Source organism: Streptomyces sp. NPDC055189, assembly GCF_053606765.1.
The window spans coordinates 1-21,923 of sequence record NZ_JBSGSG010000122.1 but is presented as its reverse complement, the minus strand read 5'-3'; the positions used below and the strand labels follow the sequence as shown (position 1 = coordinate 21,923).

General features: G+C 68.5%; 20 protein-coding genes and 1 pseudogene. 10 read left to right on the top strand and 11 right to left on the bottom strand.

The annotated features are described in order from the left end of the window. The first annotated feature begins 1,612 nt into the window (after positions 1 to 1,612). The 5 genes from ACWFR3_RS43490 (at position 1,613) to ACWFR3_RS43470 (ending at position 8,091) form a co-directional block, all read left to right on the top strand. Positions 1,613 to 2,842 (top strand): DNA-binding protein, encoded by a 1,230-nt coding sequence (locus ACWFR3_RS43490; RefSeq protein WP_453740227.1) that lies wholly within the window; start codon positions 1,613 to 1,615, stop codon positions 2,840 to 2,842. A 119-nt stretch (positions 2,843 to 2,961) separates the two neighbouring features. Next, positions 2,962 to 3,723 (top strand): TnsA-like heteromeric transposase endonuclease subunit, encoded by a 762-nt coding sequence (locus ACWFR3_RS43485; RefSeq protein ID WP_453740226.1) that lies wholly within the window; start codon positions 2,962 to 2,964, stop codon positions 3,721 to 3,723. Then, a complete protein-coding gene (locus ACWFR3_RS43480; protein WP_453740225.1) occupies positions 3,720 to 5,966 on the top strand; it encodes a Mu transposase C-terminal domain-containing protein in 2,247 nt (748 codons plus the stop codon). Before ACWFR3_RS43485 ends, ACWFR3_RS43480 begins: the two co-directional genes overlap by 4 nt. A gap of 41 nt (positions 5,967 to 6,007) precedes the next feature. Continuing rightward, complete coding sequence (locus ACWFR3_RS43475; protein WP_453740230.1) at positions 6,008 to 7,006, top strand: TniB family NTP-binding protein; 999 nt, start codon at positions 6,008 to 6,010, stop codon at positions 7,004 to 7,006. Between the two features lie 722 nt (positions 7,007 to 7,728). Next, positions 7,729 to 8,091 carry a peptidase inhibitor family I36 protein gene (locus tag ACWFR3_RS43470; RefSeq protein WP_453740224.1) on the top strand — a complete coding sequence of 121 codons (363 nt, stop codon included), beginning with the start codon at positions 7,729 to 7,731 and terminating at the stop codon, positions 8,089 to 8,091. Between the two features lie 250 nt (positions 8,092 to 8,341). On the opposite strand, the gene ACWFR3_RS43465 is transcribed toward ACWFR3_RS43470, so the two are convergent. From ACWFR3_RS43465 to ACWFR3_RS43440, 6 genes and pseudogenes are all read right to left on the bottom strand, one after another. Continuing rightward, complete coding sequence (locus ACWFR3_RS43465; protein WP_453740229.1) at positions 8,342 to 8,599, bottom strand: ANTAR domain-containing protein; 258 nt, start codon at positions 8,597 to 8,599, stop codon at positions 8,342 to 8,344. A 23-nt stretch (positions 8,600 to 8,622) separates the two neighbouring features. Then, positions 8,623 to 8,781, bottom strand: a pseudogene (locus tag ACWFR3_RS43460) (sigma factor); the annotation flags it as partial. Positions 8,782 to 9,035: 254 nt separating this feature from the next. After that, on the bottom strand, positions 9,036 to 9,731 hold the full coding sequence (locus ACWFR3_RS43455) for an ANTAR domain-containing protein (protein ID WP_453740223.1): 696 nt from the start codon (positions 9,729 to 9,731) through the stop codon (positions 9,036 to 9,038). 795 nt (positions 9,732 to 10,526) lie between these two features. Then, positions 10,527 to 10,844 (bottom strand): hypothetical protein, encoded by a 318-nt coding sequence (locus tag ACWFR3_RS43450; protein WP_453740222.1) that lies wholly within the window; start codon positions 10,842 to 10,844, stop codon positions 10,527 to 10,529. A 23-nt stretch (positions 10,845 to 10,867) separates the two neighbouring features. Continuing rightward, entirely contained in the window at positions 10,868 to 11,443 is a 576-nt protein-coding gene (locus ACWFR3_RS43445; RefSeq protein ID WP_453740221.1) for a hypothetical protein, read from the bottom strand. 284 nt (positions 11,444 to 11,727) lie between these two features. Further along, the gene (locus ACWFR3_RS43440) at positions 11,728 to 12,144 is read right to left on the bottom strand and encodes an ester cyclase (protein WP_453740220.1); all 417 of its coding nucleotides are present in this window, start codon (positions 12,142 to 12,144) and stop codon (positions 11,728 to 11,730) included. A 604-nt stretch (positions 12,145 to 12,748) separates the two neighbouring features. Between ACWFR3_RS43440 and ACWFR3_RS43435 the strand changes: the two genes are divergently transcribed. From ACWFR3_RS43435 to ACWFR3_RS43420, 4 genes are all read left to right on the top strand, one after another. Beyond that, positions 12,749 to 13,327: an Imm26 family immunity protein gene (locus ACWFR3_RS43435; RefSeq protein ID WP_453740219.1), complete on the top strand. Its 579-nt coding sequence runs from the start codon at positions 12,749 to 12,751 to the stop codon at positions 13,325 to 13,327. 151 nt (positions 13,328 to 13,478) lie between these two features. Next, entirely contained in the window at positions 13,479 to 14,156 is a 678-nt protein-coding gene (locus tag ACWFR3_RS43430; RefSeq protein ID WP_453740218.1) for an Imm21 family immunity protein, read from the top strand. Positions 14,157 to 14,205: 49 nt separating this feature from the next. Beyond that, positions 14,206 to 14,547, top strand: coding sequence for a hypothetical protein (locus ACWFR3_RS43425; RefSeq protein WP_453740217.1), 342 nt, complete (start codon positions 14,206 to 14,208; stop codon positions 14,545 to 14,547). A gap of 297 nt (positions 14,548 to 14,844) precedes the next feature. Further along, positions 14,845 to 15,249: a hypothetical protein gene (locus ACWFR3_RS43420; protein WP_453740216.1), complete on the top strand. Its 405-nt coding sequence runs from the start codon at positions 14,845 to 14,847 to the stop codon at positions 15,247 to 15,249. A gap of 153 nt (positions 15,250 to 15,402) precedes the next feature. Here the strand turns inward: ACWFR3_RS43420 and ACWFR3_RS43415 are convergent, their stop codons facing one another. From ACWFR3_RS43415 to ACWFR3_RS43400, 4 genes are all read right to left on the bottom strand, one after another. Then, positions 15,403 to 15,681 (bottom strand): GNAT family N-acetyltransferase, encoded by a 279-nt coding sequence (locus tag ACWFR3_RS43415; protein WP_453740215.1) that lies wholly within the window; start codon positions 15,679 to 15,681, stop codon positions 15,403 to 15,405. 254 nt (positions 15,682 to 15,935) lie between these two features. Further along, the gene (locus ACWFR3_RS43410) at positions 15,936 to 16,193 is read right to left on the bottom strand and encodes a WhiB family transcriptional regulator (RefSeq protein WP_453740214.1); all 258 of its coding nucleotides are present in this window, start codon (positions 16,191 to 16,193) and stop codon (positions 15,936 to 15,938) included. Positions 16,194 to 16,848: 655 nt separating this feature from the next. Further along, positions 16,849 to 17,025, bottom strand: coding sequence for a hypothetical protein (locus ACWFR3_RS43405; protein WP_453740213.1), 177 nt, complete (start codon positions 17,023 to 17,025; stop codon positions 16,849 to 16,851). A gap of 17 nt (positions 17,026 to 17,042) precedes the next feature. After that, the gene (locus tag ACWFR3_RS43400) at positions 17,043 to 20,180 is read right to left on the bottom strand and encodes an RHS repeat-associated core domain-containing protein (RefSeq protein ID WP_453740228.1); all 3,138 of its coding nucleotides are present in this window, start codon (positions 20,178 to 20,180) and stop codon (positions 17,043 to 17,045) included. A gap of 859 nt (positions 20,181 to 21,039) precedes the next feature. Here ACWFR3_RS43400 and ACWFR3_RS43395 point away from each other — a divergent pair. After that, positions 21,040 to 21,465 carry a hypothetical protein gene (locus tag ACWFR3_RS43395; protein WP_453740212.1) on the top strand — a complete coding sequence of 142 codons (426 nt, stop codon included), beginning with the start codon at positions 21,040 to 21,042 and terminating at the stop codon, positions 21,463 to 21,465. Between the two features lie 163 nt (positions 21,466 to 21,628). On the opposite strand, the gene ACWFR3_RS43390 is transcribed toward ACWFR3_RS43395, so the two are convergent. Continuing rightward, positions 21,629 to 21,923 (bottom strand): thiamine pyrophosphate-dependent enzyme (locus tag ACWFR3_RS43390; protein WP_453740211.1); only part of this gene is annotated, 295 nt, incomplete at its 5' end.

The following is a 21,923-nucleotide window of genomic DNA, read 5'->3' as shown; positions in this document are numbered from 1 at the left end:
AACCGGAATTGCTCCGCAATTCAGAATTCCGGCTCCGCCGGAATTCCCGGGTCAACTCCGTTGCCCCGGGCCCGAATTCGCTCCGCGATTCGGGCAGAAACGGGATTCGCTCCGCGAATCCCTCAGGCTGGCTGCGCGGGCGGGCCCGGGTGGTCTTTGCGCCCATCCGGTGTTTCTGACGGGCCGTCAATACCGTACGGTTCAGCCGATTTCTGATCCCCCGACTCCGCGCGCTCTATTCTCGAATAGGACTCCACTTTAAAGATTGTGAGGGTTGCGGTGCAAGAGCGTAAGGAAGCAAAAAACTATGGGAACTTCGAGAGATCGCCTCCCTCCTCTGGGAGCGCGAGGGGCCACGGAGTCGGCTCGTCCGTCCAGCTCCTGACCTCAGGACAGCCTGAAGTTGTACCGCTCGGGCGGACCGCCCGGGATGCCGGGGCTCTTGATCGGTCTCAGGGTGGCCTGACGTTCCCTGTTGAACGGTGCGTCAACTTTAGTATTCTGAGCTCTTTTTGACACTGCCTCAGTGATCTCTCTTTTATGCCACAATAACTCGCATGTCGAAGAAGGATGTGTGGGTTCGAATCGGCAGCAAGACCTTCACTGCCGAAACTATCAAGGGAATGGACGGCAGCGAACCCGCTATCTCCAAGTCAGGGTGACTGGCGAGCGGGAGTCCTTGAAAATCCGTGGCCGTATTCCATACCGGGATGAGGGATTGACCGACGAGGAGCGGCGGCGTTACTCCGATTCCATGCTGCCTGCGGTGGTCGCGCAGGGGCTCCTCGACGCGATCGCGGCCTGTGCGGCGGACGGCGGGCATTGGCTGCTCAGCTTCGAGGACAACTCCGCGTGTGCGGAGGTGGGTTGGGTGCGTAGGGGGTTGGGCAAGAGGGGGCTGCCGCCACAGCGGCGTGCGGATGCGGGGCCTTCGGTTACCGCGCACACGACGGCGTCGGGCTCTGTGTCCGGGGGCGCGGACGGATCGGAGACGATGCCGGCGGGCGAGCGTGCGCTGCTTGCCCCGGGGGTCCGGCGAGACAGTCATCGCCGGCGGAGTCTTGATGAGCGGGAGCGGCAGCGGATGCTCGCCCAGGTTCCTGCGCACTGGTGTGTCCCGGGAGGCCGTCTGTGGCACCCGGGGTCGGCGGGTAGTGGCAGTGACGTGGAGTACGAGGAGGGCGTCGCGGCGAGGGACGAGCAGCGCTGCGGGGCTAAGCACGGAGGTCTCGGGCGGAGCTGTGTCCTGCGTGAGGGCCATGTTGGGTTGCATCGTGGTCATAGCCCTGATGGCGTCTTCGCGTGTTGGGAGGGTGATGCCGGCGTCTACGGCGACTGAGTGGAGATTGGGTGCTCGCGCGCATGGATGACGGCGTGCTGGGTGTGAGGTGTCGTTTCGGGTCTGGAGGCGACGAGCATGGTGAATGGGTCCAGGGGCGCTTCGAGCCTTGGCGTTTTCCGTGTGGCGCCGTTGCGCGGGGAGACGACGTTTTCTTTGATCTGTCGTCTCGCAGGCCGGTACGGGGTGCCGGAGGCGGGGCTGCGATCGCAGTGGCAGTGGCGGGGTGCGCGGCCCGGGCATCCGGGCGGGGGTGTGAGGGCGGATGCGGAGGTGCTGCTGAATACGGCGGGGCGGCAGGTGCTGGCGGACTTGTGCGGTGTCGAGGGTGTGGTGATGGCGCGGGCGCTGCCTTCGTGGGACCACGGGGAGGTGGTGCCGGAGCTGCAGGGCGAGGCTGGGGAGCCGGCGGCGGTGTGGCGTGTGGGTGGCGCGGTGGCGGGGCCGGTGGCCTTCGGTTGCCGCTCGTGCGCTGCCCGGCGGTCAGGTTCACCGGTGGGGTGGGTGCGGTACGCGCGGCGGTGGGAGCGGGTGTGTGGGCGGCATGGGCGGTGGCTGCTGGACGCGGACGCCGCCCAGGGGGTGGAGTACCTGGATGTACGGGGCCTGCCTGAGGTGGTGGTGGCGCAGCGGCGGTGGTCGGGTGTGGTGCGGCGGGCGGTGCGGGGTGGGGTGGAGGCGGGGCGGGTGTTCGCGTTGGCGTATGCGGTGGTGGCCCGGTGGTGGGAGCAGGCGTTGCACTGGGAGGAGGAGCGGGTGTGGCCGCGGCGGCTGCACCAGGTCGCCGGGGGTGATGCGGGCGGGGAGCTGGAGCGGTGGCGGATCGTGGGGCGCGATGCGGTGATCTTTCCCGAAGTGGTCGTGGTCGCGGACGCGTTGCTGGACCCGGCGATGGCGCAGCTGGTGTGGGTGGACAGCGGGGGTGAGCGGCTTCGGCCCTTGTCCGCCGACGGGGCGTTTGGCCGGGCTCTGGGCGAGCGGGTGGGCCGGCCGTGGCTGGGCCCGCTGGCTGCGAGCGATTACGGCGGTCCTTTGCTCGCCTGGATGGGAGCTGTCGTGCGGATGCGTCGCGGCCTGAGCAGGCTGGATGGGTATGGGAGGGAGCGGGATCTGTGGTGGTTGCGCCAGGAGCATCAGCCCGCCACCATGGCCGCTCAGCTGCGGGTGCGGGCCAAGGAGAATCGGGCGCCGGGATCGGGCACGAACTGGCGCGCTGCAGTCTCCGCGGAGCAGCGTTTTCTGATCGGCAACCTCCTCGGTGAGGCCGAGGAGCAGGTGCTGCTGTTGCGGGGTGCGCAGGTGGGTTCCACCGCTGACGCGGCCCGGTATCTGCTGGAGACGTTGAGCCGGGGCACTGAGCTCCTGGACCGGGCGCTGGTGCAGGTCATGGCTGCGGCCGTGCGCGCCGGAGTGGGGTTGGAGGATGTGGCCTGCTGGGCCCGCCTGTCGCCGGAGGAGGCGGTGGAGATTCTGCGGTCATATCGGGGGGTGGAGGGCCGGTAGGCCGGCGTACTGCCTGGGACGGGCGAGGTCGGGCTCGGTTTCTCCGTTGATCGGTAGGTCGCGTTCGCTCGTTGGGGTGAGGCGCCGGAATTCCGGTCCGCCGTCGCGGGGGGCTGCTCTTGGCTGCTGCTGTGGGACTACCGGGCGATGCGGGGCGCGTGCTGGCGGTGTTCGTTGACGAGACCGGGTGCCTGAGGCAGATGCCCTGGATCGCTGCCGCGGCCGAGGTGCGTTTCGAGCTTGCTCCGCCAGTGGCCGCGTTCCCGGTCGTGCCCGGTAGGCGGTGGGGTCCGGGCTGGTGGTGGTCGGCCACGACGGGGCGGCATGTGGCGCACGGGTCGGCGGCCATGCGGGCGCAGTTGATGCTGCTGGACCGGGACCGGCAGGTGGTGGGGCTGTCGGGGCGTCCCGTGCGGGTGGTGTGGCGCGAGGACGACGGCCGGGTTCGGTCGTGGGTGCCGCAGGTGTTCGCCCGGTACGCGGACGGGAGTGGGCTGCTGGCCGACTGCCCCGCCGGTGGGGGCGGCGGTGGAGTGCGGGCACAGCAGGCGCGGTCGGTGTTGGAGGCGGTGTGCGGGTGGGTGGGGTGGCGTTACCGGTGCCTTGCGCCGCCGGATGCGGTGGTGGCGGGGAATGTGGCGTGGCTGGCCGGCTATCGGCACCCGCGCTACCGCGGTGCGGACGGCCTGGAGGAGGCGGTCTTGGAGGTCTACGCGCAGCCTCGGCCTCTGCTGGAGGGGGTGGCCGGGGTCGGAGATCCACTGCAGGTCTTGCCGGTCGTCTATCACGCGCTGTGGGCGGGGCGGCTCGAGACGGTGCTGGATGTGCCGCTGCACGAGCGTGTGGTGGTCCGGCGGGGAGTGGCTGGGGGGCGGGGATGATGACGGAATCTCCTGTGGGCTGGCGGGTCGAGGTCGGGGCGCATGTCGTCTTTGATGGCGCTGCCTGGCAGGTCGCCGCGCTGGTCGGGCAGACGGTGCGGTTGGTTGATGAGGCCGGGACGACGGCGTCCGTGCTCGGCGCGCATCTGTGCGCTGATCCCGGTTTTCGCGTCCTCTCGGACCGGGTGCGTCCCGAGGTGCCGCAGTGGGGTTTGTTCGAGGCGGTGGGCGTGCAGGCGCGGGAGCGGGCGTTGGCGTGGCAGCGGCACATCCGTGAGGTCGAGTCCGGGCTGCCTGACGGTCCCGGTGGCACGGGTGGGCCGCGTGCGCGGTTCGACCCGAAGCGGTGGTCGCTGGCCGAGCGGGAGCAGGCCAAGGCGAAGGAGCTGACCGGGCTGGGCTGGAGGCAGGTCAGTGTGGCCACGGTGCGGCGGATGCGGGCCCGCTACCGGCAGCAGGGGCTGCTGGGGCTGGTCGACGGGCGGGCGCGGCGGGCCTGTAGTCGAACGGGGCGCAGCGATGAGCGGGTGGTGGCCGCGGTGTTGGAGGCTTTGCGGCGTCAGCGCGGGCGTTCCAAGGGGACGTTGCGGGGGCTGCGGCTGTTGACCGGTCAGGTCCTGGAGGAGCTGCACGGGGCGGGTGTGGTGGCGGTTCCACCGGAGTCGACGTTCAACCGGCTGGTGAAAACGTTGGCCGATCCCAGCGAGCTGCCGGGGCGTGCGGCGCGTACCGCGACGGTTCCGGCAGGGCCGTTCAGTGTGACCAGGGCGCTGCGGCCGGGCGAGATGGTGCAGGTCGACACCACCCGGCTGGATGTGATGGCCATCGACGGTGCGGGGCGAGCGGCGCGTCCGGAGCTCACCATCGCGCTGGACGTGGCCACCCGGTCGATCCTCGCCGGTGTGCTGCGGCCGGAGGGGACCAAGGCGGTGGACGCGGCGCTGCTGCTCGCCGAGATGGCCGTGCCGCATTCGATGCGGCCCGGTTGGGCGCCGGCACTGGAGCTTGCGTATGCGGCGGTGCCCTACGAGCGTCTGCTGTCGCTCGATCACCGGCTGGCCGGGGCTGCGGCGCGGCCGGTGGTGGTGCCCGAGACCATCGTGGTGGACCGGGGCAAGGTGTTTGTCTCCGAGGGCTTTGTGACCGCGTGCGAGACGCTGGGAGTGAGTGTGCAGCCTGCCCCGCCCAAGCAGCCGACCGCCAAGGGCTCGGTGGAGCGGACCTTCGGCGCGATCAACACGCTGTTCGCCCAGCACGTCGCGGGTTACACCGGCTCCAACGTCACCCGTAGAGGGCGGAACGTGGAGGGCGAGGCCGTCTGGACTTTTGAGCAGCTGCAGGAGCTGCTGGATGAGTGGATCATCTGCGGATGGCAGTCCCGACGCCACGACGCGCTGCGGCATCCCGTGCTGGCGCGGGCGGTGCTGTCACCGAACGAGATGTGGGCAGCGCTCCTGGGGCTGTGCGGGTACGTGCCGCTCGCATTGAGGGGCCGGGACTACCTCGAGCTGCTGCCCGTGCGCTGGCAGGCCATCACCACCCGCGGCATCCGCATCAGCCACCGCACCTATGACCACGCGGTGCTCAACGAGCACCGCGGCCAGGCCTCCGGCGTCACCCCCCGGGGCGGGAAATGGGAAGTCCACCACAACCCGCACGATCTGCGGCAGGTGTGGGTACGCCTGCCCGACGGCCGGCTGGCCGAAGTCCCCTGGATCCACCGCGACCACGTCCACGAAGCATTCGGCGAAAGCGCCTGGCGCCAGGTGCAGGCGCTCGTGGAACAGCGTGGCGGCCGCGAGCAGCACGAGGCCGACCTCGCCGAGGCCCTCGACGAGGTCCTGCGCCGCGCCCGTACCGGGAAAGCTGCAGTCCGCACCACCGGAGGGCCCGGCATCTTCTCGCCAGGCGTGCCCGAACAGCACCGGCCCCAGGACGACCACGAGCAGCCAGACGATGGGGCTGCGGCATCCGCCCACGACGAAGACGCCAGCGCAGGCAGTGGTGACGGCGCAGGAAACGCTGACAGCGGTTTATGGGATGGCCCAATGAACAGGGCTGTGGGACAGCATGGCGACACGGGAGCGGATCGTGCTGACGCAGACGGCATCGAGTGGGAAGAGGCAGACAGCCTCGACGAGCTGACCGCCGAAGACGGTCGTGACGGGAAACCGCCGGTCGATACGCGGCCCGAGAGCGGGTTCGCGCTGTGGGATCCCCACGAGGAGGCGCAACGGTGGTGAGGAAACAGCAAGCCGTCACGGATCCCGCCGAAGGAACGGCGATCACCACCTGGCGAGGATTCGAAACGTTCGCCACCACTGACCCGCCCGCGCCTCCAGCGGCGGAGGCGCCACGGCGCAGCACGGACGAACGCCTGGCCTACCACTCGGCGTTCGTCACCATCCGCACCCCGGCCGTCGACGCCCTGGCCCGCAACGTGCGCACCCTGATGATCCTGGGACGCCACCAGCACGTCACCGCCCGCCCCAGCCTGATCGTCACCGGCCCCGCCACCACCGGCAAGACCACCGCGCTCCTCGAAGTCGGTCGGGTCTGTCACCTCGCCCACACCACACGCCAGCCCCGCCCCCAAGCAGACCATCTTGCTTCCGTGCCGGTCGCGTACGTGCTGGTGCCGCCCGCCGCCAGCGCGAAAACCCTCGCCGCCGAGTTCGCCCGCTACCTCGGCATCCCCACCACCGCCCGGATGACCCAAGCCCAGATCACCTCAGCGGTGTGTGCCACCTACGCCCGGGTGGGCGTGCAGCTCGTACTGGTCGACGAGATCCACCGGCTCAACCCGCACACGTCCACCGGGGCTGAGACCGCCGACCTCCTCAAAGACCTCACCGAACGCATCGGCGCGACGTTCGTCTACGCGGGCATCGACGTGAGTCGCACCGAACTCTTCACCGGGGTCCGCGGAGCTCAACTCGCCGGGCGGGCCAGCCTGATCGACTTCGGGGCGTTCCCCGCCCGCCTCGGCCGGCAGGAGCCGTTCAAAGAACTGATCACCTTGATGGAACAAGCCCTCGACCTCGAGAACCACACCGCGGGCAGCCTTCCCCGCCACGCCTCATACCTCCATCAGCGCACCGGTGGGAAAATCGGCAGCCTGGCCCGGCTGATCCGCCAGGCAGCAATCGGCGCGATCATCGACGGCAGCGAACGCATCACCAAGGCATCACTCGAAGCCATTCAGCTCGACCACCTCGCCGAAGAACACTACCGACCCCGCACCCGCCACTCCCCCACACCACACACGCGAACACACCGGTGACGACGCGGAGCCGCACCGACACCGAACCGACAACAAGAACACAGACCAGGCCACCCCCGGGAGGCCCCGAAGCCCCGAAGCCCCGAAGCCCCGGCTGTCTTACGGCCCGCCAGTGAAACTGCACAAACAACCGAGCTCCACTCAACCAACCTGCGCAACACCCGCAAAAGCCCAGGCCATCGCCAACGTTGCCCGCGCCGGGCACATCAACAGCGGTGCCTTACACCGGACTTGAAACCCTCGCCCCAACCGGAAGATCACCCAGTCAAACCGAGAAACCCCAGCCCACAGCCACTACTCCTGAACAAATCCACCGACCGGCCACACCACTCCACCTCCGCCCCCACACCCTCATACGCTATAGAGCACGCCGCAAAGGAGATTCGACAACCACAGCACCGACCGATCCGGGACCACACCACTACCAAATCCGGGATACCACCACCAAGATCAACCATCCGAAATACCCACCCACCAGCACAACAACGAACTCGCATCAATGGCGAGAAACCCCGAACACCTCAGTGACCCCCTCCCCGAACCTCACAGCAGGCCCGCGTGCCCCCTGACCTCTCCGCAGCACCGGACAAGATCCGGGACACGGCTCTCACCAGCCCGGACAGCGAACCACCCGTCCGGGACAAGGTGAAGATCTGGCAACCAGACCGCACCAAATGCCATCGTCACCACCGACCACAGATGCCGACCTTCCGGAGGAGACCATGAGCAAGATCCGCGCAGCACTCGCAACTGCGTCACTGGCTGTCCTGATCGGTGCTGCCGCAATCCCGGCCGCGTCCGCAGCACCCGCAGCCGCGGGGTACGACCGCTGCCAGGAAGGAAAGTTCTGCTTCTTCAGCGGCTACAACGGACAGGGCAGCATCTGCCAGGCCGTGCCCCCGCTCCAGGACACTGTCGCCCGATGCGGTGCATGGGCCGGCAACAACCCCGCAAAGTCGGCCTACAACCTTACGAACCTCAGCTCCGTCGACATCTACGCGGGCACCAACTACACGAAGCGCCAGGGATCAGTGCAATCCCAGGGAAACCTGCAGGGAAGCTATAGCATCCGTTCCTTCAATTAATCCATTCCTGCTTTCGCCCTGCATCTTAATGATGCAGGGCGAAAGCAGGTGCAACTACAAGGCCGGTGCAAGGTCACTGCCGCGGATAAATAGACATCGCCCGGCCTGCGGCCGGCGAACTGCCGAACGGATCGGCGGCACCACACCCGAAAGTCGAGGCCGGGGCTTCAGCCCGGCCGACCACGTGATCACGCCGTGGACGGCGCCGGGATCACGTGGTCCGGCCAGCACCCGCCAGCAACACCCCCTGTCACCGACCCTTCAGGGCCGAGGCCTTCAGAGAGCCGTCAATGAACTGCCGGCACAGCACAGCCAGCGGCAGACGGTGCCTGCGGGCATACCGGCGCAGGACGTCGAAAGCCTCATCGAGGCTGGTATGCCAGCGCTCGGCCAGAATGCCCTTGGCCTGCTCGATGACGATGCGGCTGGACAAGGCCGACCGCAGCTGGGCCCGCTCGAGATCGGCCTGCACCAGGGCGCGGTGCTGCAGGATGGCGATGCCCGCCACGTCGGCCAAGGCCTGCGCGACCCGTCCTGCAGGCGCCGCGGGACGTGGACGGCCCAGCTCGCGTCCCGGAAGAAGCGCTTGATCTCACCGGTGATCCAGGGAATCGCGAACGTGGAGAACTCGACCTCGCGGGACAGGTCGAACCGGTCGATGGCCTAGATCAGACCGATCGTGCCCACCTGCTCAGGCGTCCTCACGATCACGCCCGGGGCGGATCCCGCATCCCCCTGGCCCGTGAGGACGCCGGCGCGGAGGAAATGGGGAACCCGCAGCTGCCGGACTGAAGCCGGCTCGGCGCATCGGAGCAACCGGCAGCGCAACAGGCCCCGCGCAGGGACTGGGCGCGGGAGCCTTGGGGTGCTGCTGCCCCGCAGTCGAGCGCTGATGCGTCGCCCGTTCGTTCGGTGGCCGCTGAAGGTATGCCCACCGCGCCGGGTCACGCTGACGGTCGGCGTCTGGAGGTCCGGACGGGCCGCGGTGCGGGCCCCTTCTTCTGGTGCGGCAGCGCCCAGCTCGGCCACTGGCGCAGTGGCTGCACGCCGGACGCGTCGACGATCTCGCGGGCGAGAGACACCAACGTCTTGCGACTCTTCATCGACTGGGCGCGCAGCAGTGCAAGGGCTCGTCCGGGAGTTCGGCCCGTGAACTCGGCGAGCATTCCTTTGGCCTGCTCGACCAGGACCTTCTCGTCGAGTTCCCGCTGCAGGCCCCGCACGCGGTTGCGGCTCTCTTCCAGGAGGCGCCGGCTCGCGAGGCCGACGACCGCGAGATCAGCAAGGTCCTGAGCGAGTCGGAGATCCGCGGCAGTCAGCGGACTCTCCCACGGCGGCAGCAGTTCCACCGTCCCCAGCGCGTGGTCCTTGTGGCGCAGCTCCAGCACTACCGCCGGACCATCGAAGCCGGGGCATGGGTTGGAGGAAGAACCGTCACCGGCCGAGTCATCCGCGAGAACCGCCTGGCACGTCCGGCGGCCCTCCGGCTTGTTCAGGGTGATACGGACCTCCCCGACCGGCAGGAGATCCAGGAACGCCTCCGCGAGTATGAGCAGGCCCTCCGGCTCCTCCACCAGCGAGAGCGAGCCGAGATCCGCGAAAACCTCGACCACACGCTGCGAACGGCGCTTCCCTGCCATCGCCTCACCTCCCGGGACATGGTGACGGTCTGCCGGCACGAGACTGGAACAACCGCAGGCCGGGTACCCAGCTCTCCGGCCGGTACCCCACGCCCCTCGACCGCCTTCGTCGCCTTCCACCACCGACGCCCGCCGCCGGGGCCCAGAGTCTTCGCCAAAATCTCCAGCCCGACCTCGCTCGTGATCTGCGGACAGAGCGGACAGCGCACTGCGGCACCAATCGAAACCTGCCCCCGTGCCGCACGGCCCTGACGAGCCGCCCATCCGTCCCTCACCACTGTTCGATGCACAGACCACAGCCTTGCCACATAGGCCCCCCGCCGCAACGCGGCACAGCACCGCCCGGCCGCGTCAGGCACGCCGTCGGTCCGCGGCGGAAGCATCATCCCGGCGGCCGGCCACAACGAACGCCTCCCGCCGACCCCACCGGCCTGCGTGTCCAGCGCGGTCAGCGCCGTCCCGGCCGGCTTCGGTCCGTTCTGCGGGGGCCTCGTGTCCGCGGACATGACCGCCTTCTCTCCGCCGACAGGACTGACCGGCGGGAGGGCCACTGCGGCACTGATGTGTCGTCATGCTTCCCCGGAAGGACTCCACGTCAGATGCCATACCCGTCACCGTCCAACTCCGCATGGCGGCCGGCTACCCCGGGCGGTGGAGCTGGGCACGTCCGGCGGCGAACTGGCGGATGAGATCGGCGTCATCTCACCGCCCACAGGCGGGAATACACATCGTGCCAGTCCTCTTGGGAAAGCGCCCGCAGCAGGATGCCCTGCCAATTGCCCCTGCCCCCGGCCGCTACCCGACGCCAAATGCCAGATCCTTGACGATGCCGTAGTTGCCGCCACCGGCCCCCCTCAACGCAAAGGCCTCGTCAAGCTCGCCGGGTAGGTCCGCACCGCCACACTGATTGACCGGGGAGCTGACGGGCAGCCCGAGAAGGTTGCTGTCAGCGGACCCTTCCCCATAGGCAGTCCTGCCCACCATGTGCCCGCCGGTGCGGTGATTGGCGCAGCTGGTTCCGAAAGCCGGTGACAGGAAATCGCCGATTCCTCCTGCGCTGGCGGGGGGTGCAGCAGCCATCCCTGTGCCCGCAACCGCACTGGTGAGCAGCATCGCTGCGGTTGTCCTCTTTGCAGTCATGCGCAACTAACGTCAACGCCGGAGGGAAGGTCACCCACGGCAGCGCTGTCGTGGCAGGCCCGCTCATGACGGGCACTTACTGTCACCCCGAAGCCCCGCGGGAGGATCCGGCAGCCCGGCGGCGGTGGTCGGTGAAACATCGAACCAGGCAGCCAGGCAGCCAGGCATTGCAGTGCGCGGGTGCGCGCGTTCGTCGTACCGCCGTGGTGTGGTCCGGCGAGTTCTTCGTGGGACGGCGTGGATGGCGGGATGGCGGGTGAGCCACCCGGTGTGCCGTGTCTCTTCGTTGCCGGGGAAGTCCGGGTCGCTAAGGCGAGGGCGAGGCCTGCGTCGGTGCCGCGCAGGACGGTGAGGATGTCGCGGTAGACGAGGTGGCCGGGCATGGTGCCGACGTCGCCGTCCTCGCAGGTGAGGTGTTCGATGACGGCCAGGGCCCGGTCGCGTGGGTCGCGGTGGTGGTAGAGGATGGCAGGCCGGCCGGTGGCCGCCCAGTGGCGCAGCAGTCCGCCGTCGGCGTGGGCGGGGTTGAGGCCCGTGACGTACCAGGCGTCGCGGCCGGGCAGCAGCTGCATGCAGCAGGGTGGCGTCCGTCTGCGTGGTCAGGCGGTCCTCGGTGGCCGTGTCCAGGGGGGTGTGGGCGGTGACGGGCTGTCCGAGCCATTCCACCACACGCGCCACAGGAGGTTGGCTATGTACGTGAGTTGCGGCTCTGGTCTACTTCGTGTGGTGTGGCTACGCTCAGTGACAACGGTGACCGGGGCACGGGCAGGAGTTGGCCAGGGCTTGCTGGTCCTGCCCTGTGAGTTCAGGGCTGGGTCCGCGACCCGTAGGGCGGTGAGAGGCGTGCTGCCGTCCCTCAGAACGGCGGGATCTGCTCGGGAACGAGCCCGGCCTGACGAAGGATTCCGTACAGGTCGGTCTCGCCCCAGAACTCGACGATCCGCCCTTCCTTGAGGCGGTACGACTTAACACCCGTCATGGTTAGGTCGCGCCCGGTGCGGTCGTGTTTGTAGGTCAAGGTGAAGGCCACGGTAACGCGATCTTCAGCGGCGAAGAGGTCGTCCACCCGTACGCGGCAGTTGGACAGGCCTGGGGTCAGGACCGCCTGCTCGGGATAGCGTCGCCCCTGGACGTTCTGGCCTGCTCCATGGACAAGCACATCTTCGGCAACAAGTTCGGCGAGTTGGTCAACGGCCTTTGTCTCGAACACTCGAAGGTAGCGGCGCACCACGTCGGCATTGCGCTTGCTGATGGCGTCGGGTGAGTCAGACATAGCGGGAGCGTATCCAGCGATGACTGCTGTGGCACCAGGCAGGAGTGAGTTACGCCCCGCCACCACCACAGCCTGCCCCCGAACCCGGCATACCCACCGGCCGACTTCCCCCACCACGACCGACCCGAGCACTCGCGGAGCACTCACACACCGGCGTCGGCCAGGGGCTACTGCCGATCCCGCCCCCGCAGGAGACTCCGCAAAAGCCAGGGCGCCGGTGCCGCGCAGCCCGGCCGGGCTCGCGCCGGACGTCCAGACACAGGCGCCCCCTCCGGCACCATGGCGGGCCCGTCCGGGATGCTCACGCCCCAGGCGGGCCGTCCCTTCCCCTCACGCGGCCCCTCCGACAGGAACCGCGTGCGGGGGCCTCCGGCGCCCACACCGACACCGCACGAACCCGGCCGGGGCTCCGGGCCGCCACTACGCCTGGCGCCTGCGGCCCCTTCCCGGAGACGGAGCCCTGACGGACGGGGTGCCTGCTGCATCTGGTGAACTGGACTCGGCGGACGAGGAGATCCGGGCCCAAGGAGGCAAGAGGGGGGAGCACCGTGGCTGCGGCGCATCACGTGACGATCACGATGACACCGGGAAAGGACAGATACCCGTGCCCTTGCAGCAGATGAAGGGGCAGCGTCGCCGGCACGAGGCGGGCGACGTGTTCGTCCTGCAACCGGCCGACTCCGCCTACCTGTTCGGGCGGATCATCAAGACCGGCCAGAGCGGACCGCACGGCCGCTTCCCCGGCGGCATCCTCGCCTACCTCTACAACATCCCCGCGGTCTGCCAGGACCCGGACCTGTCCCTGCTGACACCCGACCGGCTGCTCATGCCGCCCTTCTTCACCATGAACTGGCCGTGGCACAAGGGCTACTTCCGCACCGTGGCACACGAAAAACTGCGCCCTTCCCGCCTCCTGCAACACCACTGCTTCTACGACGCCGACAGCGAGGGATACGTCGACGAGACCGACACCGTGATCCCCGAGCGCATCGAACCCTGCGGATGGTTCGCCCTGACCAACTTCGCTCACTTCCAGCACGAAATCGACGAGGCACTGGCAGGCCGTCCCGTACACGGAGCCCACCCCGGCAAGCCGCAGACGACAGCCGGCCGCAAGGCCCGCCACGACTCTCCTTCGTGCAAGACGGGGCGTGCATACCTCGACGAGTTCCTCGATGATTGATGCTGAGTGCGAATCTGCATCCTGGGGTCCGCGGGAACGTCTTCATACAGCCGCGCTCTCCAGCCGGCTCGCCGCGCTGCCGCACACTCGTGAACTGCTCCCGCCATCGAAGCGCCACACTGGCCCGATAAACACCTCCCCCTCCCCCGGCATGAACCCCTCCCGACCCCGACATCCCGAACCGGACTGGGTCGAGTCGATGGGCGGCCCCCTCATCGTCCTTCCCCGAACGGCACTCCCGCTCTGGCACGGCTGCACACCAATCGGCCGGGTCCTGGGCACACCGGGCGAGCCCGACGACTACGACCGCGCCTGCGAAGCGGACGGGGCCCCCGCCCAAGCCATCCCCGTCGGCACCGACGGCGCCCAAGCCCTCGTCCTGGGCGACGAACCGGCCATGACCTGCTACCCGCCCCCACACCGGGCCTTCGTACGCTGGCACAGCGCCGACTCCGACACCGATCTCCTCACCACCGCCCAACAGGCACTGCACAACCCACGCACCCAATGGGAGGAATGCGGAGTGTGGGAGACCAGCGGCCCCGCCGTCCTCATCGACTCCGCCGTCGCAGGCACCCACCTCGCCACACCGGATCCCGACCTGCCCCAGCAGGCCCCCGTAGACACAACCACAGGCCGATGGCGCATCCAAGCCACCCACACCACAAACGCAACCACCTCCACCACCATCATCCGCCTCATCACGCCCCAAGAGCCCATCTCTCAACCTCTGCTGATCCTGAATGCACGCCTCAGTAGAGGGCTCCGTACGCACCGACCCCTCCGCTGGCCATCATGGGCACGGCGGCAGGCTACTCAGGAGAACTAGGTACTCGTGCCCAAGCGGAGAGCGGTAGCTGCCGTCTAGCATCCCGCTCATGACCGTTGAGCAGATGGCTGGATCGAGTGACCAGGTGGTGGCGCGGCAGCAGGCGCGGGGGACGGTGTCGCTGGTACTAGGTATTGTCGCCGTCGCGCTGATGGTCTCCCCGTTGCTGCTCCCGGCGTGGGTCCGTCTGCTTCCCCTGTATTTCCTCCTGCCCGTGGGGGGCTCTGCAGTTGTCTCAGGCACCCTCGCGTTGCGCAGAATGCGGAACCATGAGGGAGCCGATCGCTACCGGGCACGGGCGGGCGTCGTACTCGGCACCGCAGCCATCGCGATTCCACTGACAGTGATCACCTTGGCAATCTTGATGCTGAGCCAGGTAGAGACCTACTAGACGGCGACCACGTTGAGGTCCAGAGATGGGCTCTAACACCCGCCACCCAACGGCGCACCGCTGACATGCAGCAGGAGCACCGTCAGGCGCCCATGGGGCGCAGGAGCCCGGTTCAGCCCGCCGCCCGCCGTGCCGCGTCGCCGCCCGCACGCCCCTGCCGCTCGTGCTCCGCACACGCCACCAGGACGGCTCCAACAGGTCTGACCTTGACTGAGCTCGACCGCAGCCTGCCCCTTGCCCGGGACAGTGCCCCAATCCTCCAGCGGTCCCGCCGAAGTCGCCGGTAGCGTCGAGCACATGACGACTCAGCAGGGCAAAGACACGACGGCCGTCCCCGCCGTCGACGAGGAGGAAGCGGCCAGGCGTGCGGTGGCGGCCCAGATGTCCTGGGACGGCCCGGAGCAGGAGCCGGGCAAGCCGTGCCCGTGCGGCAGCACCGGCGGCCTGCACGGCCAGGAGTGCGACTGCGAGGACGACGCCGTCCTCATCCACACCATGCGCCTGCCGGGCGACCGGGCGGAAGTGACGCTCTGGGAGGACCACTTCACCTGCACCTACAGCTGCAACTCCTACACGGAGAAGGTGACGCTGCCGGATGCGCCCTGGGGCGTACAGGAAGGGACGGACCGCATCCGCATCTTCCCCGGCATCCATCACCCGCAGGAGGACACTCCCGGCCTCATCCAGCTGCAGAACGGCTGAGCGGCAGCAAGCACGGCCTGGCGGCGGCATCGACGCTGTGACGTTCAGCCCACCGCCCGATGAGCGCCTAGCGCTCGGCGGTCGCCGGGCCCGTCGACGAGGACGGGGAGTCCAGCCAGCGGCCCGCGGCACGCCGCCCCGGGTCGCATCAGCTCACCCGGCCCCGGCCTTCCCCCGATATACAACCTTCCCCTCGCACTCCCTGAACCCGAGGGCACCGTAGAACGCCCGAGCAGACGGATTGTCCCTGTCCGTCATCCACTCGATCCGACTGCACCCCCGCCTCGCAGACGCGACAGCGCGCAGCCCGTCCACGAGGCGCACCCCGATGCCCTGCCGGCGAAGCGGGCCGCGGACACACAGCTCCTGGAGGAACAGACAGCGGGCCGATCCCGCAGACGGCCACAGGAACGAATACGCGGCGAACCCCACGACGGCGCCCCCTCGTCCTCGGCCAGAAGGGCCACGGCCAGCGGAGGCGAACCGAACAACGCCTCCCCGACCTGAGCCTGACGCTCTTCGAAAGGCTCGATATCCGCATCCGCCGTGCCGTAGAACCGCTCGATCTCCCCGATCAGCCCGGCCGGGGGCCCTGCGTCGCTCATCTCGGCGGGCCGGATCCCAACCCTCATCCGCGGCCCGGCTCAGCCGGCAGCCCGCCGTGCCGCGTCAACGCCCGCGCGCCCCTACCGCTCGTGCTCCGCACGCACCGCCCGGAGCAGACCCCGCCACGACGACACCGTGGGACGCCGGCGCAGCAGCGCACGCCGCTCCCGCCCCGTCATCCCGCCCCACACCCCGTGCCCGCTCCGGGAATCGAGCGCATATACCAGGCACTCGGTACGCACCGGGCAGCCGGAACACACCGTCTTGGCCCGGTGCTGCTCCGCGCCCTGGACGAACAACTCGTCCGGATCCGCCGTCCGGCACACCGCCCGCGCCATCCACAATCCCTCGGCTTCCGAACCCACCAGCCGCCCTTTCCCCGATCCGCCCAAACCCCGGCAGGACCACAACGCCATGCCAAACGCGCGCGCCCCGGAACACCGCAACCGCCACCAACCCCCTATGAGTGAGGGCTCACTTGACCTACCGGGCAGTACATGACCACGGCCGCACCACGAAGGACCGGGTCCCGGGTCCCTGGCGCCGACGCCGCCCGGCACCGGGCCCGCTTCCGACCAACACGGCATTCCTTCCACCCTCAGACCAGGTGACACCGGGCTGCCGCCCGCACCGCAGGCTCCCTGACCCCCGAGCCGTGACAGACACACGCGCCTCTCACGCGACCGGCCGGAGCCGCACCACCCGCGCATTCGCCTCAGCCAGCGAGGCAGTGGGGAACAAGCGGCGGGTCCGGACAGGGTGATCGTGTCCGGACCCACTGTGATCGGGTCAGCCGCCACGGGGCCCGCAGCCGCCTCAGGTGGCTACGGGCCCCGTGGTGAGGAGTCGGTTACTGCCAGCGGCGGGCTACCTCTTCCCCAGGCGGAACCTGTCCGTCAGCAGAGAGATTCCTCCCGGACACAGCGCCGCGGCTGCCGCATCACGCCCTGTGGCCCCAACGCCTGAGCGCTGGGGCCACAGGAGAGTGTCGCCTCACTCCTGCCGTCGTGTCGTCCTTCTCATCAAGCTGATGATGAAGATCAGGACACCCACGGCTATGAGAGAGAATCCCACTACCTTCAGGGCGGTACTCGCATCGGCGTCGATCACTTTGGCGACGACAACCGCCGCGCCTGCCAGGGCAATAATTGCCCCGAAGATAGCGAACACTCTTCGGTTATCCGAAATCATTCGTCGAATGCCTTCGTGAGATTTTCGTACGCGTTGACTCCCTCTACTATGCTCGTTCCGGCAGCGGCAACACCTGCGGCACACCCAGCTCCGATGGTCGGGGCGCAGGTCGCGAGGCCGACACCGGCACCGAATGCCGTCCCCGCAGCGGCGAGCGTGTGTCCAACCCCTGTGATGAAGCTCTTGAAGCCGAACAAGCCCGTGGGGTCGATCCGGTTGACCGGGTCGCCTTCGGCATAGAGGTAAGGGTTCTCTTCCTGACCCGAGGGGTCAGGTTGGGTGAAGCGGCCGATGTTGGGGTCGTAGTAGCGGGCTTCGAAGTGGTACATGCCGGTCGGGTCCTGGTAGCCGCCGGCGAACCGGTAAGGCTGGGCGACCTCCTCGCTGCTGACGCCGCGAGTGACGCCGCGGGGGCTGTAGGAGTACGAGTTCACCTTCGTGCCGGATTCGTCGGCGGTGGCGACGACGGAGCCGAGGGCGTCGGTGAGGTAGTAGTACGCCTTGCCGTCCCGGGTCATGGAGTTGAGTGTGCCCTCCGTTTCCCGGTTGAAGCCCGTGTCCACACCCGCAGTTGAGGTGGCTGACAGGCCGATCGGGCCGTTGTGGAAGTAGGTGTCGCCGAGCTTGATGCGCTCGCTCTGGTCGGTGGAGGCGTACTGGCCCGCATACGTCTTGCCGCCAACGGTCAGCGAGGTGAGCTGGCTGTGGTCCGACCAGGTTTCGCCCGTGCGGGTGCCCTCCGGGGTCGGGGCCGCAGCCGTCTCGTGGCCCTCCTTGTCGTACGACCAGTTCGTCGACGAGCCGTTCTTCGCAGTCATCTGCTGCGCGTCGTTGAAGGTATAAGTCGTGCCGCGGGGGCAGCCCTTCTCCATGCCCTGGCTAGTGAGGTTCCCGGCCAGGTCGTAGCAGTACTGCCAGGACTCGTTCAGCGCGGAGCCTTTGTTCTCCGCCGCGTAGGAGAATCGGCCCGCGCCGTCATAGCTGTAGGTGGTCTTCAGCCCGGCCAGCGCGTCGGTCCTGGTGCGGATCTTGTCGCCATCCGTCTTGGCGCCCGTCCCGTAGCCGTAGGTGTAGGCCAGGTCAACGAGGGTGCCCTTGCTGGACGTTGCCTTGATCTTCTCGGGGCGGCTGGACTTGTCGACGTCGACCTTCTGCACCGTGCCGCCGGGATAGGCGGTCTCGGTGCGGACGTCGTTGTTGTTGTACTTGTACGACGTCACCCGGCCCTGCGGGTCCTTGAACTCCTCCAGCTTGTTGACGTCGTTCCAGGTGTAATCGACCTTCCCGGCCGGGTCCTGGTAGAAGTCCACGTTCCCCGCAGGGGTGTACGCCAGCAGGGTTTCCGAGCCGTCCTGCAGGGTGCGGACTGTTTCGCGCTGCAGCGGGTCGAACTTGTACTTCACCGTGCCGGTGTTGTCATCGCGCTGGGTGAGGTTGCCGTCGTCGTCGTAGAAGTAGCGCACCGTGTCGTTCGTCGTCGAGACGGTCTTGATGCGGTCCAGGTGGTCGTAGGTGAAGACCTTCTTGATGCCCCGGCCGTCGGTCAGCGTCTCGGTGCGCCCGAGGCTGTCGTAGGTGTAGGTCGTCTCGCCCAGCGGCCCCGGCGGGCTCACCTTCACCAGGTTGCCCTTGCCGTCGTAGGTGAACGACGTCTTGACCGTCTTGGAGGAGGTCATCCTCGTCTCGGCCGCACACCGCTGGCCCTCGAACCCGCCGCAGTTAGGCGTGGCCGGGTTGTAGGTGAACGAGACGCTTCCGCCGCCGGTGCCGGTCTGCGCCACCGACTTGGTGTTGCCCGCCGTGTCGTAGCCGTAGGTCGTCTTCTCACCATCGGCGTTGGTGGCATCCTTCGGCACGTCCCCGCCGGCGACCGTCTGCCAACTCGTGACGGACTTGCCGCCCGTCGGCGACGCCACGCTCTCCAGGTTGCTGCGGGTGTTGAACCCGTAGTCGGTCACGTTGCCGGGCGTGCTGCCCGAGCCCATCGCATCCGTCGACGTATCCACGTTGTGGTTCGCGTCGAACTTCGTCGAGCGCGAGTGCTTCAGCGCATCGGTGACCTTCTCCACTTCCCCGTCGCCGTCGTGCTGGTAGCTGGTGGCGTGCTCTTCGGGGTCGGTGACCTTCGTCGTACCCGCCGCCGTCGGCGAGGCAGCGTCGTACTCGTAGGTCCACGTCGGCCCCGTGTGGCCGGAGCCGTTGAACTCGGTGGCGCGCAGCATGGAGGTGACGCGGTTGGCACTGTCGTAGGTGAAGACGGTGACCCGCTTCTCCGCCGTGGTGATCTTCGTCAGGCGGCGGGAGGAGTCGTAGTCGAACGTGGTGGTCTTGCCCTCGGCGTTCGTGGTGCGGTGCAGGTTTCCGGCGGCGTCGAGGTCGAAGACCGCGGTGCGGCCGCTGTTGTCCTTGGCCTGCCACTGCGAGGCGTCGGTCTTGAGCAGGTCGATCCAGCGGTTTGAGCGGGTCTCGGTCAGCTTGAAGCCCTTGTGCTCGCCGCCCTCATCGTGCTGGGTGACCGTGATGACGCCCTTGTTCTTGTCCGTGACCTTGGTCAGCGTGCCGTCGGCGTTGAAGGTGTCCTTGGACGAGGACTTCCAGTTGGTGAGCGTGTAGGTACCGTCCGCGTTCTTCTTCAGTTCCTTCGAGTAGCCCTTGGGCGTGGTGAACGTGCCGTCCGCCTTCTGGGCGAAGCGCAGGCTGTCGCCCGAGCCGTCGTAGAGGACGACCTCGCCGTCCAAGACCTGCAGGTAGCGCTCGTACTGCTGCCACCACCGCTGGGAGACCTTGCCCCACGGCGCGTCCAGCGAGTTGTAGGTGCGTGACAAGCTCAGGTTCTGACCGACCCCGGCGATCTGGAAGTCGGTGGCGGTCAGCATCAGGTTGCCGGTCGAGTAGTTCACCCGCGCCGTCAGCGCGTCCGTGATCGCGAAGTTGCTGATCCTGTGCCAGGGCACATCACCCTGCCCCTCGGCCACATAGTCACCGGGCGCCGCCCGGCCGGAACGCCCGGTCGCCGCTTCGCCGCCCTGGGCCCGCTGCTTCTGCCCGGCCCGCCACCGTGCCACCTCGTCCGAGGGCGTGCGCTCGGCCTGCGGCGCCACCGGGTCATTGTCCCCGACCTTCACCGGCGGCATCGAGAAGGAGGGAGCATCTTTGCCCCATGCCGACCCCGGATCATCCGCCGCAGCCGCAACACCCGCGGCGGGCAGCAGGGACAGGGTCAGGGCGCCGGAGGCCACAACTGCCGCCGTGGCCAGGCTGGTTCTCTTGCGGGCACGCGAAAGGCGCGCACCCCAGGTGCGATGTATCAAGGCTTCCCCCCACAGGAAGACACGTCCCGCAGACCCGGGCGGTCACGAGAGGCACACAACCTGACACGTCACCACCACAAGCCACGGGCGGTTCCCCCGAACACCCGTGTCACACGTGGTGGAACAAGCCCCTCCCCTACGTACGGACAACAAGGCACAGATGGGCCTTTACCCGGCCCGCACGGCACTCCCGTTGCGGCCTGCGAAATGGTTGCCGCCCGGAAAGTGTCCGGAAACAACCGGCCACACCGCCCACGGGGGTCGAGTCGCCCGCCGGCCCCCTCGGCAAGGCACCACAGCGTCCCCTACCGGCCCCCGGCCCGGACACCCGTGCCGCGCAGCACCACACCACGGGCGCAACAGCGAGGCCTGCTCCGCGGTCAGGCGCACCCCGCGTCCCCGCCGATCACCGGCATCCGCATCACCTTCCCGGCTTCCCAGCCGATCACCGAGGGCCACGCTGGTACGTACCCCCGAACCACCCACCCGCCCGCACAACTGACAGTCCCCTCTCCGCCCCGCCACCCACACCCCGCAACCACAGGTTCACCGCTGCCAGGCTCACCCGACGGACGGCCGAAGACAGCACCCACACCTCCCACCCCGCGCACACCAGGCGCGGTTGCTGGGCGAGTACCTCGACCGGCATGCTCGGAACGACGCGCTAGTAGAGAAGGCGCTGATGGCCACCGCAGCGGGCGACTACCGGTCTAACCAGGACTTCGACGACGTGCTGCGTCGACACAGCAGCCCCGACTCCGTCCTGCACAGACTCACGTTCGACCTTCGCGGTCGCCTGGGTGGCGGCCCGGCGTGGCGCGAAGCGTGGACACGCCTGGTACTGGCCAGGCCTGACACCGGTCTGGACCTGGTGCTCGCGTTGCCCGCGTGGTCAGCGCTGCGGGCCCGCGGCGGGCAGCACGGCAGCAGCCACCCGCTGGTCGTCTCTGTAGTGTGCGACGCCCTCGGGACCGATCAGGATGCCTGGGACAGATTCGCCGCGTGCCCGGCCACGTACTCCGGCGCTCCTGCCTGGCTGAGACTGGGCGACCTGCTGGACTCGGCCGTCGCCGGAACGCCCTGGCCCAAGCCGCCTGGCCGAGTCTGACGCCTCTCACGGCCCAGACCAGACTGCTTACGACCTTGGGGGCCATTGGAGCGCCAGCCTGGCCTCCGCCTCTATCGCCGTCGTCCTCGAAACGCTGCGCGCGAGGCGTGACAGCGGCCCGGGCAGCGCGGCCCGTACGGGGTCGGGCCGCGCTGCGGGCGGGTCAGAGCGCCGAGTCGAGGTGCCCGAGGTGCTCGATGAGGTTCATGTTCTCGGCGTAGTCCACCGGGCAGTTGATGATCGACACGCCCGGGTCCGCCAGTGCCTCACGGAGCGTCGGCAGCAGGTCCCCGGCGGACTCGATGTGGTAGCCCTTCGCGCCGAAGCTGCGGGCGTACTGGACGATGTCCGGGTTGCCGAAGCCGGTGTTGGAGTTCTCCCCGACCTCCAGGTCCATCTTCCACTTGATGAGCCCGTAGCCGTTGTCCTGCCAGATCAGCACGGTCAGCGGGATGTTC

Coding starts and splice junctions, on each gene's coding strand:
- ACWFR3_RS43480 (WP_453740225.1), top strand. CDS start 3,720: ATGATGACGGAATCTCCTGTGGGCTGGCGGGTCGAGGTCGGGGCGCAT.
- ACWFR3_RS43470 (WP_453740224.1), top strand. CDS start 7,729: ATGAGCAAGATCCGCGCAGCACTCGCAACTGCGTCACTGGCTGTCCTG.
- ACWFR3_RS43455 (WP_453740223.1), bottom strand. CDS start 9,731: ATGGCAGGGAAGCGCCGTTCGCAGCGTGTGGTCGAGGTTTTCGCGGAT.
- ACWFR3_RS43450 (WP_453740222.1), bottom strand. CDS start 10,844: ATGCTGCTCACCAGTGCGGTTGCGGGCACAGGGATGGCTGCTGCACCC.
- ACWFR3_RS43445 (WP_453740221.1), bottom strand. CDS start 11,443: ATGCAGCTGCTGCCCGGCCGCGACGCCTGGTACGTCACGGGCCTCAAC.
- ACWFR3_RS43440 (WP_453740220.1), bottom strand. CDS start 12,144: ATGTCTGACTCACCCGACGCCATCAGCAAGCGCAATGCCGACGTGGTG.
- ACWFR3_RS43430 (WP_453740218.1), top strand. CDS start 13,479: ATGAACCCCTCCCGACCCCGACATCCCGAACCGGACTGGGTCGAGTCG.
- ACWFR3_RS43425 (WP_453740217.1), top strand. CDS start 14,206: ATGACCGTTGAGCAGATGGCTGGATCGAGTGACCAGGTGGTGGCGCGG.
- ACWFR3_RS43420 (WP_453740216.1), top strand. CDS start 14,845: ATGACGACTCAGCAGGGCAAAGACACGACGGCCGTCCCCGCCGTCGAC.
- ACWFR3_RS43410 (WP_453740214.1), bottom strand. CDS start 16,193: ATGGCGCGGGCGGTGTGCCGGACGGCGGATCCGGACGAGTTGTTCGTC.
- ACWFR3_RS43400 (WP_453740228.1), bottom strand. CDS start 20,180: ATGCCGCCGGTGAAGGTCGGGGACAATGACCCGGTGGCGCCGCAGGCC.
- ACWFR3_RS43395 (WP_453740212.1), top strand. CDS start 21,040: ATGGCCACCGCAGCGGGCGACTACCGGTCTAACCAGGACTTCGACGAC.